This is a genomic window from Aureimonas sp. AU12, from assembly GCF_001463705.1.
In the GTDB taxonomy this organism is placed as follows: Bacteria; Pseudomonadota; Alphaproteobacteria; order Rhizobiales; family Rhizobiaceae; genus Aureimonas.
On the sequence record NZ_BBWH01000009.1, the window covers coordinates 63,231 to 77,926 of the forward strand.

The following is a 14,696-nucleotide window of genomic DNA, read 5'->3' on the forward strand; positions in this document are numbered from 1 at the left end:
GCGGGAACGTCGGTCGTGCGGTCAGACGATGATGCCCGGCGGCGCGCGGTAGCAGTAGCGATAGGCTTCCGAGAAGCCGAGACCGGCATAGAGCGCCCGCCCTGCCGCATTGTCGGCCTCGACCTGCAACCAGCCGGTTCGCGCCCCCCGATGCAGCGTGTGGCGCAGCGCGTTGACCACGAGATCGCGCCCGACGCCGCGCCGGCGCTCGCTCGGCAGGACGGCGACGTCGAGGATGCCCGACAGGTCGTTGTCGGTGATCGCCAGCGCCACCGCGACGGGCGAACCCGCCTCGTTCTCGCGCACGAAGAAGGCCGCCGGCGGCCGGATCGCGTTCAGCACCTCGGCCAGTCCATCGCGCAGCGCGGCGGGCCGCTGATGAACGACGAGCGAGGCGTCGAGATAGCGCCAGCCATCGTGGATCGGGATCCGGTCGAGCCCGTCCGAGAGATCGAGCGACGCGAGGTCGGCGGTGTAGACGATCGATTCCCCGAAGCGAGACCAGCCTGCTTCGTCGAGATGATCGACGAGCGTCGGTGGGCAAAGCGGCGACTGGCGCACGATCAGCGGGCGGCCGGATTGCGCGAAACGCTCGCCGGCCCGCTCCAGCCGCGCGGCCATGTCGGTGTCGTCGGAGCGGTCGAGCGGGTTCACCGAGTTCAGCCGCTTGGCCGGAAAGCTCGTGGTGACTCGCACGGCCCAGGTGCCGTCGAAGAAGGTGGTGGTGGCCGGCCAGGCCCGAAAGCCCGCCGCCTCGAGGCGACGGACGACGGTGAGGCGCGGCGCGGCGTCAGCTCCGGTAGTCGCCATTGATCGCGACATACTCCTTCGTGAGATCGCAGGTGTAGACGGTCCAGCGCCCGGTGCCGAGGCCGAGATCGACGAGGATCGGGATCTCGTCCTTCTTCATCTCGGCCGAGGCCGCGGCCTCCTGGTAGGCGGGGTCGCGCTCGCCGTCGACGGCGACGCGCACCGCGCCGAACGAGATGGCCAGACGATCACGCTCCGCGGGCTCGCCGGCCTTGCCGACGGCCATCACGACGCGGCCCCAGTTGGCGTCCTCGCCGGCGACGGCAGTCTTCACCAACGGCGAATTGGCGATCGACAGCGCGATGCGCTTGGCCGAGCGGTCGTCCATCGCGCCCTCGACGGTCACGATGATCTCCTTGCGGGCGCCCTCGCCATCGCGGGCCACCTGTCGCGCGAGATCGAGGAGGAGATCGTCCAGCGCCGCGCGGAACTCGGCCAGCGCGGGATCGTCGGCCGTCTCGACGCGGGCATTGCCCGCCTGCCCGGTGGCGAAGAGGAGCAGGGTGTCGGAGGTTGAGGTGTCGCTGTCGACGGTGACGGAATTGAAAGATGGCGCGACCGCCTCGGCCAGAAGCGCCTGCAGCGCGGCTGGCGCGATGGCCGCGTCGGTCGCGAGGAAGGAGAGCATCGTCGCCATGTCCGGCGCGATCATGCCGGCGCCCTTGGCGATGCCGTTCAGCGTCACGGAAGTGCCACCGATCGATGCGGTCCGGGTGGCGACCTTGGGATAGGTGTCGGTGGTCATGATGGCGTCCGCCGCCTCGCGCCACAGGCCGCCGGTCGCGCGCTCGGCGAGCGAGGGCAGGTGCGGCAGGATCTTCCCGGCATCCAGCGGCTCGCCAATGACGCCGGTCGAGGCCAGGAAAACCTCGGCCTCGGTGCAACCGACGGCCTCGGCCGCAGCCTTCGCGGTCGCGTCCGTCGAGGCGACGCCCTTCTTGCCCGTGAAAGCATTGGCATTGCCGGAATTGACCACCAACGCTCGCGCGCTGCCGCTCGTCAGCGCCCGGCGGCAATGATCCACCGGCGCCGACGGGCATTTCGACGTCGTGAACACCCCGGCGACACTCGTCCCTTCCGCAAAGCGCATGAGGAGGACGTCGGTTCGGTTGCGGTACTTGATGCCGGCCTCGGCCGTGGCGATCGAGACGCCCGCGATCTCCGGCATGTCGGGGGTGGATTTCGGGGCGAGCGGGGAGACGGCGACGGACATCCGGGATCCTGGCATCTGGTGGCGGCGCGCCCGGTTTGCCCGATGCCCCTGCCCTTCGCAAGGGCCGTGGGCCGGCGGCGCTCGCTGCGCACGAAAACGCCGGCGCCCCCGAAGGGACGCCGGCGTGAACATCATGCGGCCGGTCGGCCGCAGCGTCAGTTGGCGGGAGCGGGCGCTGGGGCCGCCGCGTCGGCCTCGCTCGCGGCGTCGTCGGCCGCGGCTTCCGGGTCCTGCGGGCCGCCGGCCGACATCGCCTTCTCCATCGCGTCGACCTGCGCCTTCAGGGCGGGATCGACATAGGCGACCTTCAGGTCGTCGCGCGCCTTCTGCACCATCGCGATGTACTTCTCGCGCATGACGAGCTGGCGCACCTGGTCCTTGACCTCCTCGAAGGCCGGCGGCTGCTGGGTGCGCTTCTCCAGCACCTTGATCACATGCCAGCCGAACTGGGTCTGGATCGGCTCCTTGGTGTAGGCCCCGACCTCGAGGCCATAGGCGGCCGTCTCGAAGGCCGGCACCATCTGTCCCGGTCCGAAGAAGCCGAGATCGCCGCCCTGCGGACCGGACGGACCGGTGGACTTCTCGGCGGCCACCGCGTCGAAATCCTTGCCGGCGTCGAGTTCCTTGATCGCCGCCTCGGCCTCTTCCTTCGTCGGCACCAGAATGTGCTTGGCGTGGAGTTCCTCGACCGGCTTCATTGCCGCGACCTCGGCGTCGTAGCGGGCCTTCAGCTCGGCATCGGTGATCGCGGAGACGCCGTTCTTCTCGAAATAGGAGTTGTGGAGCGCCCGCTCGCGCAGGAAAGCGATTCGGCGCGCGACGTCGGCCTCGTCGCCGAGCTTGGCGGCGTCGGCTTCCTGCGCCAATGCCTTGATGTCGATGAGAGCGGCGAGCACGGCGAGGCGGCGCTGCTCGGGCGGCAGCTGGCCGAACTGGCTGCCGAGGTCGGCGGCCGCCGCGTCGAGGTCGCCCTCGGTGATCTCGGCCGTGCCGACCGAGGCGATCACCGTCTCCGGCGGCACCGGCGCGGGCGGCGTCGGGGCGGCCGCGGGAGCCGGCGCCGCGGCCGCGGGAGCCGGCGGCGTCGCAGCATCCTGCGCCAGGACGGGCGCGGCGAGCGAGAGGAGAACGAGGCCGGACGCAGCGAGGCGCAGTCGAAGCGTGGATGTCATCGGGCGTTGAGCCTTCCATAGGGGAATCGGGGATCGGGCGCCGATCGGCCCGAGGGCTGTGAAAGGCTCGCAAAGAGCCTGCTTTGCGGTGTTTTGAGGGCCGCGCGACGCCGGGACGCCACGTTGACATCGCCAGGGTGCCCTCTTATCTCTCGCACGTTCTGAAAGTCCAGCCGCATCCCCTGGGTGGTGCGCGGATCGATCCCGATCCCTGCGGCGGACGGCGAGCCCTCAATCGGCCCGCATATCGAGTTTCCTGGAAGGACGTTTCGAATGGTGAGTTTCGGCGGTCTTGCCCGCAAGTTGCTGGGGTCCTCCAACTCCCGCCGGGTCCGCAAGTTCGAGCCCACCACGCGCGAGATCAACGCGCTGGAAGAGGAGTTGTCCAAGCTCTCCGACGACGAACTGCGCGCCCGCACGGAGCAGTTCCGCGAGGAGATCCGCGGCGGCAAGACGATCGACGACCTGCTCGTGCCCGCTTTCGCGGTGGTGCGGGAGGGCGCCAAGCGCGCGCTCGGCATGCGCCATTTCGACGTGCAGATGATCGGCGGCATGGTGCTCGCGGGCGGCTCGATCGCCGAGATGCGCACCGGCGAGGGCAAGACGCTCGTCGGCACGCTGCCGGTCTATCTCGCCGCGCTCGAGGGCAACGGCGTCCACGTCGTCACGGTGAACGACTACCTCGCCATCCGCGACAGCTCCTGGATGGGCCGCGTCTACAAGTTCCTCGGCCTGAGCGTCGGCGTCATCACGCACGGCCTCTCCGACGAGCAGCGGCGCGAAGCCTATGCCTGCGACATCACCTACGCCACGAACAACGAACTCGGCTTCGACTACCTTCGCGACAACATGAAGTACGAGCGCGGGCAGATGGTCCAGCGCGGCCATCACTTCGCGATCATCGACGAGGTCGATTCGATCCTCATCGACGAGGCCCGCACGCCGCTCATCATCTCTGGCCCGCTCGACGACCGCTCCGACCTCTACCGGACGATCGACAGCTTCATGCCGCAGCTTTCGGCCGAGGACTACGAGGTCGACGAGAAGCAGCGGCAGGTCTCCTTCACGGAAGACGGCACCGAGAAGCTGGAGCGTCTGCTGGAGGCCGCCGGCCATCTTCACGGCGACTCGCTCTACGACATCGAGAACGTGACGATTGTCCATCACGTAAACAACGCGCTCAAGGCCCACCGGCTGTTCAACCGCGACAAGGACTACATCGTCCGCAACGACGAGATCGTCATCATCGACGAGTTCACCGGCCGCATGATGCCGGGCCGCCGCTTCTCGGAAGGCCTGCATCAGGCGCTGGAGGCCAAGGAGAAGGTCACAGTCCAGCCCGAGAACCAGACGCTGGCCTCGATCACCTTTCAGAACTACTTCCGCATGTACAAGCGCCTCGCCGGCATGACCGGCACGGCTTCGACGGAAGCCTCCGAGTTCGGCGACATCTACAATCTCGACGTGATCGAGATCCCGACGAACCTGCCCGTCCTGCGCATCGACGACCATGACGAGGTCTATCGGACGGCGGAAGAGAAGTTCAAGGCGATCGCGCTAGAGATCAAGGCGGCGGCCGAGCGGCGCCAGCCGATCCTCGTCGGCACGACCTCGATCGAGAAGTCCGAAATGCTCGCCGAGCGCCTGCGCCAGGAGGGCCTCAAGGACTTCCAGGTGCTGAACGCCCGCTATCACGAGCAGGAAGCCTACATCGTCGCGCAGGCCGGCGTACCCGGCGCCGTCACCATCGCCACCAACATGGCGGGCCGCGGTACCGACATCCAGCTCGGCGGCAACCTCGACATGCGCATCGAGCGTGAGCTCGCCGAGGTGCCGGAAGGCCCCGAGCGCGAGGCCGCGATCGAAGCGCTGAAGGCCGACATCAGGCGGCTCAAGGACGAGGCGCTGGCGTCGGGCGGGCTCTACGTGCTCGCCACCGAGCGCCACGAATCGCGCCGCATCGACAACCAGCTTCGCGGTCGTTCGGGTCGTCAGGGCGATCCCGGCCGCTCGAAGTTCTACCTGTCGCTGCAGGACGACCTTATGCGGATCTTCGGATCCGAGCGCATGGACACGATGCTGACCCGGCTCGGTCTTAAGGAAGACGAGGCGATCGTCCATCCCTGGATCAACAAGGCGCTCGAAAAGGCGCAGATGAAGGTCGAGGCGCGCAACTTCGACATCCGCAAGAACCTGCTCAAATACGACGACGTGATGAATGACCAGCGCAAGGTCATCTTCGAACAGCGCATCGAACTCATGGACGCCGAGTCGCTGGTCGAGACGATCACCGACATGCGCCACGAGACGATCGACCAGCTCGTCGCCAAGCGCATGCCGGAGAAGGCCTATCCCGAGCAGTGGGAGACGGCCGAGCTGACGCAGGAGATCCGCGACATCCTCAACCTCGACCTGCCGGTGGCGGACTGGGCGATGGAGGAGGGTATCGACGACGCCGACGTCAAGAAGCGCATCCTCGACGCTTCCGACAAGGCGGCACTCGATAAGGAAGCGCGCTTCGGTCCCGAGGTGATGCGCTATGTCGAGCGCTCCGTGGTGCTGCAGACGATCGACGCGCTGTGGCGCGAGCATCTCGTCAATCTCGACCACCTGCGCTCGGCCGTCGGCTTCCGCGGCTACGCGCAGCGCGATCCGCTGAACGAGTACAAGTCGGAGGCGTTCGAGCTCTTCCAGGCGCTGCTCGACAATCTGCGCGAGCGCACCGCCCAGCAGCTCTCGCGCGTCGAACTGGTGCGGCCGGAGACGGAGGAGCCCGCGCTCCCCTTCATGCAGGCGCATCACATCGACGCCACCACCGGCGAGGACGAGTTCGGCAATGGCGGCGAGCGCCTGACGGCCGACTTCAACCCGCCGGGCGAGGACCGCCTGCAGCGCGATCCGAACAACCCGGAGACCTGGGGCCTGATCGGACGCAACGAGGCCTGCCCCTGCGGTTCCGGCAAGAAGTTCAAGCACTGCCACGGCGCCTACGCGCAGACCGCCTGATCGAAGCGCCGCCCTACCAAGCGTGGGCGGTCCGAGTGAAAAGACGAAAGGCCGCTCTCCGGAACGAGGGCGGCCTTTTTCGTGGGCAGCGTCCCGCCGTGAACGGTGCGGATCGCGGATCGTCGCCGCGGTGATCGACGAAGATCCGACCGTCTGCGAAGGTCGGCGATGCTGATCGCCCACCTCTCCGATTCCCACCTCCGGCCCCGCGGCGTCCTCTATGCCGGGCTGATCAATTCCAACACGATGTTCGAGGCGGCGGTGGCGGTGGTCAACGCGCTCGAACCTCAGCCGGATCTGGTGGTCTTCACCGGCGATCTCGTCGACGAGGGGACGGCCGAAGAGTACGCGGACGCCCGCCGGCTGCTGGACGGGCTGGACGCACCCGTCCTCGTCATGCCCGGCAATCACGACGAGCGCGAAGCCTTCCGCCATGCATTCCGCGACCACGCCTACCTGCCGGCCGAGGGCCCGCTGCATTTCGCGGTCGATGGCGCGGTGAGGATCGTCGGGCTCGACGTGACGGTGCCCGGCGATCACCACGGGCTGGTGGACGAAGCGGCCGCAGACTGGCTGGACCGGACGCTTGAGCAGGCGCCGGAGCGCCCGACGGTGCTCCTCATGCACCAGCCGCCGATCGAGTGCGGCGTGCCCTATCTCGATCCCTACCGATGCTTCGGGGCCGAGCGACTGGCGGAGATCGTCTCACGCCACGCTCAGGTCGAGCGCGTGCTCTGCGGCCATGTCCACCGCTTCATGGCGGTGCGCTTCGGCGGCACGCTGCTCTGCACGGCGCCGAGCACCACGACGGCCATAGCGCTACGGTTCGAGCCCGAGGCGGAGCCGGCCTCGCACGTCGAGCCGCCGGCCTTCCTGCTGCACCACTGGAGCAGGGCCGGCGTGATGACCACGCATCACATGCCGATCGGCATTTTCCGGGGCCCCCTGCCCTTCGCCTGAAGCGAGGACACGAGAGGAGGCGTCAGTCGTCCTTCTCGGCCGGCGTCTTCTTCTGAAGGAGGTTCTTGAACATCGAGGTCTTCGCCGTGGTCGGCTTGCCGTCGCGGTCGTAGCCCTCGCGGCGATGCTGCTCGGCCGCATAGGCCTCGGCCGTGATCGGCGAACCCGTCTTGTAGCTCGTGCTGACGGGAACGGCGAAGTCGGTCGGCGCCATGGTCGCCGCGATCTGCTTCTCGAGCTCCTCGTCGGCCATCCGCTTGGCGACGATCTCGGCGGGGTCCTGCAGCGCCGGGCACTCGCCCTCGGGCGTCAGCTTGCGCCCGTCGGCCAGCGTCTCGTCGAAGACGTAGCGCTTCTCGCAGACGCCGACGGCCACCGGCTTCTTCGTCATCTCGAAGCGGTCGGCGCCGTCCTTCAGCATCTTCCAGAAGGCGTAGTGCTCGGAGTTGCGATGGCGCGCCATGTTCTTCGGCGTCATGCGGAAAGGCATCGCCTGAAACTGGAAGTTGCGTTGGCCGCCCTCGAACGCCTTGCGGGCGAGCGCGTAAAGCTCCTCGACCTGCCAATTGTCCATGGCGTAGCAGCCGGACGAGTTGCAGGAGCCGTGCACCATCAGGTGCTCGCCGGTGAAGCCGTTCGCCTTGTCGTAGACGTTGGGATAGCCGATATCGAGCGCAAGATGGTAGTTCGAGGTCGGATTGAGCTGGCCGGGACCGATATTGTAAAAGCCCTCGGGCGCCTGCCGGTCGCCCTCCTTCTGCTTCGGGCCGAGCTTCCCGGACCATGCGCAGATCGGATACGTCTTGAGCAGCGCGAAGCTGCCGTCGGTCTTCTGCTTCCACACCTCGAGCTCGGACTCTTCCTTGTAGAGCCGGATCAGGATCGGGGAGTTCTCGCCCATGTTGCTGGCGCGAATGAGTTTGACAATTCCGGGCGAGAGCGGCGCCTGCGCACCCATCAGGTCGCCGAGGCCGTCACCCGGCTGACAGCCTGCCAGCACGGCAAGGCTGGCGGCAAGCAAAGCAGCGGTGGCAAGGCGTCTGGCGGACATTCGCTCTCGATCCCCTCGATCCGCATCGGGGCACTGAATGCCCGCGGATCCCAAAGTTCCGTCCGGCCGGGCACCATCGCCCGCCGGGGTTCCCGGATCGACATCACTGCCGACCGCCAGGCGGAACCCTGCCCCCTTTTCGGCCCCGCACGGTTGCCAAACCGTTAACGCGACGCCGACAAATCGAATGCACTGCGAAGACCACCGAAACCAACACGTCCGGCATGGCCGTATTATGGTCCGTCCGACGCCTGCCGGAACAGGCAGTCGCCACGAGCCTTCCTACAGGATCGCGCGCGAACGGACCAGACGCGAGCAGCCCCCCGTTCGGGGATCCGCTCAGACCTTGAGGTCGCGGCCGATGGCGAGGAACTTCTCGCGGCGCTGGGCGCGCAGCGCGTCGCCGTCGAGCGATTCGAGCTCGCGCAGGGCCGCGTCGATCCGGTCGCCCGCCGTGTCGATCGCCATCTCCTCGTTGCGGTGAGCCCCGCCGAGCGGTTCGGGCACGATCTCGTCGATGACGCCGAAGCCCTTGAGATCCTGCGCGGTGATCTTCATCGCCTGCGCCACGTCCTTGGCGCGCGATGCGTCGCGCCAGAGGATGGAAGCGCCGGCTTCCGGCGAGATGACGCTGTAGATCGCGTGTTCCATCATCAGGACCCGGTTGGCCGCGGCGATCGCGATCGCTCCGCCCGAGCCGCCCTCGCCGATGATGAGCGAGACCAGCGGCACGCGCAGGCCAAGGCACGTCTCGGTGGAACGGGCGATGGCCTCGGCCTGTCCGCGCTCCTCCGCGCCGATGCCGGGATAGGCGCCGGCGGTGTCGACGAGCGTCATCACCGGGATGCCGAAGCGCTCCGCGAGTTCCATGACGCGCACCGCCTTGCGGTAGCCCTCGGGTCGCGCCATGCCGAAATTGTGCTTGAGCCGGGTCTGCGTGTCCGCGCCCTTCTCCTGCCCGATCACCGCGACCGAGCGGCCGCGAAAGCGCCCGAAGCCGGCGATGATCGCGTGATCCTCGGCGAACAGGCGGTCGCCCGCGAGCGGCGTGAAATCGGTCACGAGGCGGGCAAGATAGTCGGTGCAGTGCGGCCGGTCGGCGTGGCGGGCGACCTGCGTCTTCTGCCAGGGCGTCAGCTTCTTGTAGAGATCGACCAGCGCATCGGCCGAGCGCTTTTCCAGACGCTGAATATCGTCGGAGACGTCGAGGCTGTTCTCGCCCGATCCGATCTTCTTCAGTTCGAGGATTTGGCTGTCGAGGTCGGCGACGGGTTTTTCGAAATCGAGATAATTGTGCATCCAGCAGCGGCCGATGGCCGTCCTTTTCGGGGAGCCGATCATGGCTCGCCGGCTTCGGTTCTTGCGGAAGCCCTGGCGGTCTGCCGGATGGCGCCGCCGTTCCCGGTGAGGGTGTTCGCGTCGGCGCGCAAACTGGCGACCCGTCATCCGATTGTCAAGGAAGCCGGGCCCTTCGAGCGCGTTTGCACGCAGACCAAAGACAGAGCGCGTCAGTCCTCCGCGAGGGCGGACAGCGGGTGGTGATCGGTGACGAGCCGCATCAGGCGCTCCTCGAGGACATGGGTGTAGATCTGCGTCGTGCCGATATCGGCATGCCCGAGAAGCTCCTGCACGGCGCGCAGATCAGCGCCGTTCTGGAGGAGATGGCTGGCAAAGGCGTGCCGCAGCACATGCGGCGAGACACGGGCCGGCGCGAGACCGGCGCGTGCCGCGAGAGCCTTGAGGTCCCGCGCGAAGGCCTGGCGGGTCATGTGCCCGCTTTCGGAAAAGGCGGGGAAGAGCCAGGGCCGCTCGCCCACCGGCGCGGTGTTGCGCGGGCGCGTTCCCAACTGGGAGACGCTGTCGCCGAAGGCCGCCAGCGCATCGCGCGCGCGCTCGCCGATCGGCACCATCCGCTCCTTGTCGCCCTTGCCGCGCACCACGATCACCCGGTTCTTCGAGCGCAGCACCGAGCGCGGCAGCGACACGAGTTCGGAGACGCGCAGGCCCGTGGCGTAGAGGATCTCAACGAGCGCGTGCATGCGGCGCGCCCTCGCCAGCGCCGGCCCTTCGAGCGCCGGATCCTCGGCGGCGTCCTCGGCGGCGTCGATGAGACGGTCGACCTCGGCCTCCGACAGGATCTTCGGCAGCGGCCGCGCCTTGCGGGCGCCCTCGATCGGCGAGGTCGGGTCGTCGCCCCGCAAGCCCTCGGCATAGAGGAACTTGAAGAACTGGCGAAGCGACGACATCCGTCGCTGCCGGCTGGAGGCGGCGAAGCCCGCGGCGTCGAGCCCCTCCATGTAGCGGCGGATCGCGTCGGTCGAGGCGCCGGCGAGCCCGCCCTCGCCCGCCAGGAAACCACGGGCGTCGTCGAGATCGCGGCGGTAGGCGCTCAGCGTGTTGTCGGCGGCTCCGCGCTCCACCGCCATCATCTCGAGAAAGCTCTCGACGCGGGCGAAGTCGGCGTTCCCGGCGCGGGGTGCCCCGGTCACGGCGCGATACCTCCCGTCGTCGAAGGCACGGGCTCGCCGGCGGCGGCAGGCGCGGCGGCGCCGGGTACAGCCGGCGGAACGCTGGGCGTTTCCAGCGCGGGCACCGGCACCTCGACGGTGATCGGGCCCTGCCGCGGTTCGACGAAGGTGACGAGGGCCAACATCACCGCGACGATCGCGCCGACGACGAGCACGAGCGCTGAGAGGAGACGTACGAGGGTGGGCATGCGGCGGCGCGACTTTCGTTTCTCGGGCGCTGCCATCGGCAGGCATCCGGTCGTCCCGCGGTCGATTTTAAAGGTCCGCGCTGCCGGAGCCAAGGGCGCGCCGTCGCTTTGCAGGGGTCATGGTCCGCTCCGGCGCGCCGCGGCGCGGGCGCATCGCTTGACGCCAAAAGGCTTTTCTGGTCCTAGGACCGACCGTCCCCACGCGCGTTCGAGACGCATTCGATGCCCGAGTCCCAGTGCCCTTCCGAGCGAAAAAACGTGGTGACCGCCGGGCTGGCGGGGCGTTCGGTCGTTCTCGTGGGGCTGATGGGCGCCGGCAAGACCACGGTCGGGCGCAAGCTCGCCCAGCTTCTCGACATGCCCTTCGTCGACACCGACCAGGAAATCGAGGACGCCTCGCGCATGAGCGTCGCCGAGCTCTTTGCCTCCTATGGCGAACCGGAGTTCCGGGCGCTGGAGGCGCGCGTCGTGGCGCGGCTGACGGAAGGCGCGCCGCAGGTGATCGCCACCGGCGGCGGCGCCTACATGAACGAGGGTACGCGCAGCCTCCTGAAGGAGCGTGCCGTCACCGTCTGGCTCCGCGCCGAACTCGACATCCTGATGGAGCGCGTCATCAAGCGCCCGACCCGCCCGTTGCTCAAGACAGCCGACCCGCGCGCCACGATGCGTCGTCTGATCGACCTGCGCTACCCCGTCTATGCCAAGGCCGACATCCACGTCCATTCGCGTAACGTGAAGCGCGAGGTCATCGCCCGCGAGATCGTTCGCTCGCTCGAACGCCACACCAGCCCGAAGGTCAGCCCATGAGCCCCCTCGCCCGTTCCGAAGGCGGCGCTTCGGCCGCGCGCCGCGAGAGCGTGCGGGTCGCGCTCGGTGACCGGTCCTACGACATCCTCATCGGTCCCGGCCTCATCGACGAGGCCGGCGCAGAGATCGCCGGCCGCCTGCCCGGCATCAGAGCGCTGGTGGTGGCCGACGAGCGCGTGGCGGGCCTTCACGGCGAACGCCTGCGCCTGTCGCTCGATGCGGCCGGCATTCCGTCCTCGATGCTCCTGCTGCCGCCGGGCGAGACCACCAAGTCCTTCGAGCATCTCATGCAGGTGGTCGACCGGATTCTCGAGGAGCGGCTGGAGCGCGGAGATGCGGTGGTGGCGCTCGGCGGCGGCGTCGTCGGCGACCTCGCGGGCTTTGCCGCCGGCATCGCCCGGCGCGGCATGAAGCTGGTGCAGGTGCCGACCTCGCTGCTGGCGCAGGTCGATTCGTCCGTCGGCGGCAAGACCGGCATCAACTCGCCCCGCGGCAAGAACCTCGTCGGCGTCTTCCATCAGCCCGCGCTCGTTCTCGCCGACACCGCCATCCTCGACACGTTGAGCCCACGCGAGTTCGCGGCCGGCTATGCCGAGGTGGTGAAATACGGGCTGATCGACCGTCCCGACTTCTTCGCCTGGCTCGGCACCCACCGCGAGGCGATCTTCACGGGTTGCGACGAACGGGTCGAGGCCATCGCCGCGAGTTGCCGGGCCAAGGCCGAGGTGGTGGCGGGCGACGAGCGCGAGGACGGCAACCGGGCGCTTCTCAACCTCGGCCACACGTTCGGCCATGCGCTGGAGTCCTGCGCCCGCTACGACCCCGCGCGGCTCGTGCACGGCGAGGCCGTGGCGATCGGCATGGCGCTGGCGCACCGCTTCTCGGCCAGCGTCGGGCTCTGCCCCGTCGCCGACGCCGAGGCCGTGTCGGCGCATCTGACAGCGGCGGGACTGCCGACCGCGATCCACGCCATCCCCGGCCCGGCCTTCACGGTGGACGAGCTGATGGGCAAGATCGCGCAGGACAAGAAGGTCGTGCGCTCAAAGCTGACCTTCATCCTTACCCACGGCATCGGCCGGGCCTTCGTGGCCGCCGACGTCGACGCGGAAGCGGTCCGGCGCTTCCTGACGGCCGAACTCGCGGCCTGACGCCTCAGGCCGGCGTCGCGGCATCCGGCGCAGGTCTCACTGCGGCCGGCGTCTTCCGGTAGGGCCGGCGGATGAGATAGCCGAGGCGCCAGCGGCGCGGGATGGCGAGCGATGCCAGACCCAGGAACGCCGCGCTCGTGGCAGAGGCGTAGACCGCGTCGGCGCCAACGCCCTTCCAGAGGAATGCCCCGGTCAGCGCACCGGCGGCCATGCCGACCCACGGCACGATCTGGATCCACCAGCCCTTCGAAGACTGGCCGAGGAGGGTGCGTCCCAGCCCGCGGCCGAAGCGCGACAGCGCGCCGGTGACATAGGTGACCCCGACGGAATGGCCGGCGACCTCCTCGAGCGCGATGTTGAGCGCGCCCATGGCGAAGACGAGCGACAGGACGGTGAGCGTCTGCCCGCCCGCCGCTGCGGTGCCGCCGATGAGGAGGGCAATGCCCAGGAGCAGCGCGGGATGGCTGCCGCGGGTCCAGCGCATGATAAGGACGCCCGCGGCATTGCCGAGCACGAAGGCCGCGACCACCGCGGCCAGATGCGCCACCCGGTCGCCCTCCCCGTCCGTGACGGCGATCGCCAGTCGCGTCGTATTGCCGCTCATGAAGGAGACGAAGTCGCCGGCGATGAGAAAGCCGACGACGTCGGTCAGGCCCGCCGTGAACGAGAGCGATGCCGCAAAGACGAGACCGACGGCGAGACGAAGGCGGTAGCGCCGCCGCACCTTTTGGCGCATGACGCTAGCGGCGCGTCGGTTCGCCGGGTGCCGAGGCCTCGATCGCCAAGGCGTGGACGCTCCCGTCGAGCTCGGCCTTCAGGATCGTGTTGACCAGCCGGTGGCGCTCGACGCGCGAGCGCTCCGCGAAGGCGGCGGAGACGACGCGCACGCGAAAATGCGTTTCGCCGCTGCCGTCGAACCCGCCATGGTGGTCGCTGCCGCCGTGGTGGTGGCCGGCGTGAAGATGACTTTCGTTGACGACGACCAGACTTTCCGGTCGCAAGGCTTCGGTCAGCTTCGCTTCGATCTCGGCCTGTATGGTCATGCTCGCGCCTCGAATATCCGGGACAGCGGCAGGCCGGCATGGTGCCGCCCTCGGAACCGCCTGTGGTCCGCGGTTCGTTGTGGACGGGTTTTCGAATCTGTCAATTCTTGTTCGCTCCCGGTGGGAGCCCCATAATCCGGTCGTGATGAAACTCGATTCCAAATACTTCGACAAGATCCGCGTCCGGCCCGATCGGGACGCGCCGAAGAAGACGGCCGCGCCGGTCTGCTGCTGGGACAAGTGCGAGGAGCCGGGCCTCTACAAGGCGCCGCGCGGTCGCGACCACGAAGGCCAGTACCTGCAGTTCTGCGTCGATCATGTCCGGCTCTACAACAAGTCCTACAACTACTTCTCGGGCCTCGGCGACGAGGACATCCAGAAGTACCTGAAGGACTCGCTGACCGGCAATCGCCCGACCTGGACGATGGGATCGAACTCGTCGGGCGCCATGCCCGCCGAGAAGCCGACCGGTCGCCCCAAGCGCGCCAACGGTCGCTCGCGCGGCGCCTTCAACCTCTTCGCGGACGGCGAAGCAGCGGCCCCGCGACGAAAGGCCCGAACGCTGGAGGTCAAGGCGCTGCAGACGATGGATCTGGGCGACAACGCTCCGGCCGAGGCGATCCGCCTGCGCTACAAGGCTCTCGTGAAGCAGTATCACCCCGACGCCAACGGCGGCGACCGCGGGTCCGAGGACCGGCTGCGCGAGGTCATTCAGGCCTACAAGCTTTTGAAGCAGTCGGGCTTCTGTTAAGCGCTGGAATGCCGGTTTC

General features: G+C 68.4%; 14 protein-coding genes. 5 read left to right on the forward strand and 9 right to left on the reverse strand.

Annotation, left to right across the window (positions count from 1 at the left end; all coding sequences use genetic code 11):
- Positions 1-21: 21 nt before the first annotated feature.
- From AUL33_RS04065 to AUL33_RS04075, 3 genes are all read right to left on the reverse strand, one after another.
- On the reverse strand, positions 22-810 hold the full coding sequence (locus AUL33_RS04065) for a GNAT family N-acetyltransferase (protein ID WP_244491958.1): 789 nt from the start codon (positions 808-810) through the stop codon (positions 22-24).
- Entirely contained in the window at positions 791-2,023 is a 1,233-nt protein-coding gene (gene argJ / locus AUL33_RS04070; RefSeq protein ID WP_062204061.1) for a bifunctional glutamate N-acetyltransferase/amino-acid acetyltransferase ArgJ, read from the reverse strand. Before argJ ends, AUL33_RS04065 begins: the two co-directional genes overlap by 20 nt.
- A gap of 155 nt (positions 2,024-2,178) precedes the next feature.
- The gene (locus tag AUL33_RS04075; RefSeq protein ID WP_062204064.1) at positions 2,179-3,195 is read right to left on the reverse strand and encodes a peptidylprolyl isomerase; all 1,017 of its coding nucleotides are present in this window, start codon (positions 3,193-3,195) and stop codon (positions 2,179-2,181) included.
- Between the two features lie 273 nt (positions 3,196-3,468).
- Between AUL33_RS04075 and secA the strand changes: the two genes are divergently transcribed.
- A complete protein-coding gene (secA, locus tag AUL33_RS04080) occupies positions 3,469-6,201 on the forward strand; it encodes a preprotein translocase subunit SecA (RefSeq protein WP_062204067.1) in 2,733 nt (910 codons plus the stop codon).
- A gap of 168 nt (positions 6,202-6,369) precedes the next feature.
- On the forward strand, positions 6,370-7,161 hold the full coding sequence (locus tag AUL33_RS04085) for a phosphodiesterase (protein ID WP_062204069.1): 792 nt from the start codon (positions 6,370-6,372) through the stop codon (positions 7,159-7,161).
- A 22-nt stretch (positions 7,162-7,183) separates the two neighbouring features.
- Here the strand turns inward: AUL33_RS04085 and AUL33_RS04090 are convergent, their stop codons facing one another.
- From AUL33_RS04090 to AUL33_RS22020, 4 genes are all read right to left on the reverse strand, one after another.
- Entirely contained in the window at positions 7,184-8,212 is a 1,029-nt protein-coding gene (locus tag AUL33_RS04090) for a murein L,D-transpeptidase family protein (protein WP_192843132.1), read from the reverse strand.
- Between the two features lie 339 nt (positions 8,213-8,551).
- Positions 8,552-9,511, reverse strand: a complete 960-nt coding sequence (locus AUL33_RS04095; protein ID WP_062204190.1) for an acetyl-CoA carboxylase carboxyltransferase subunit alpha — start codon at positions 9,509-9,511, stop codon at positions 8,552-8,554.
- A 209-nt stretch (positions 9,512-9,720) separates the two neighbouring features.
- Positions 9,721-10,701 (reverse strand): site-specific tyrosine recombinase XerD, encoded by a 981-nt coding sequence (locus AUL33_RS04100; protein ID WP_280137796.1) that lies wholly within the window; start codon positions 10,699-10,701, stop codon positions 9,721-9,723.
- On the reverse strand, positions 10,698-10,928 hold the full coding sequence (locus AUL33_RS22020) for a hypothetical protein (protein ID WP_062204075.1): 231 nt from the start codon (positions 10,926-10,928) through the stop codon (positions 10,698-10,700). The genes AUL33_RS04100 and AUL33_RS22020 overlap by 4 nt, the downstream gene beginning before the upstream one ends.
- Before the next feature lie 222 nt (positions 10,929-11,150).
- Here AUL33_RS22020 and AUL33_RS04110 point away from each other — a divergent pair, with 222 nt between their 5' ends.
- Both AUL33_RS04110 and aroB read left to right on the forward strand, forming a co-directional pair.
- On the forward strand, positions 11,151-11,735 hold the full coding sequence (locus AUL33_RS04110) for a shikimate kinase (RefSeq protein ID WP_062204078.1): 585 nt from the start codon (positions 11,151-11,153) through the stop codon (positions 11,733-11,735).
- Entirely contained in the window at positions 11,732-12,883 is a 1,152-nt protein-coding gene (gene aroB, locus AUL33_RS04115) for a 3-dehydroquinate synthase (RefSeq protein ID WP_062204082.1), read from the forward strand. The genes AUL33_RS04110 and aroB overlap by 4 nt, the downstream gene beginning before the upstream one ends.
- 4 nt (positions 12,884-12,887) lie before the next feature.
- Here the strand turns inward: aroB and AUL33_RS04120 are convergent, their stop codons facing one another.
- On the reverse strand, positions 12,888-13,619 hold the full coding sequence (locus AUL33_RS04120) for a YoaK family protein (protein ID WP_082652302.1): 732 nt from the start codon (positions 13,617-13,619) through the stop codon (positions 12,888-12,890).
- Between the two features lie 4 nt (positions 13,620-13,623).
- Positions 13,624-13,926 (reverse strand): BolA family transcriptional regulator, encoded by a 303-nt coding sequence (locus tag AUL33_RS04125; protein WP_062204087.1) that lies wholly within the window; start codon positions 13,924-13,926, stop codon positions 13,624-13,626.
- Between the two features lie 145 nt (positions 13,927-14,071).
- On the opposite strand from AUL33_RS04125, the gene AUL33_RS04130 reads away from it, so the two are divergent.
- Entirely contained in the window at positions 14,072-14,677 is a 606-nt protein-coding gene (locus tag AUL33_RS04130) for a DnaJ domain-containing protein (protein ID WP_062204090.1), read from the forward strand.
- Positions 14,678-14,696: the final 19 nt, after the last annotated feature.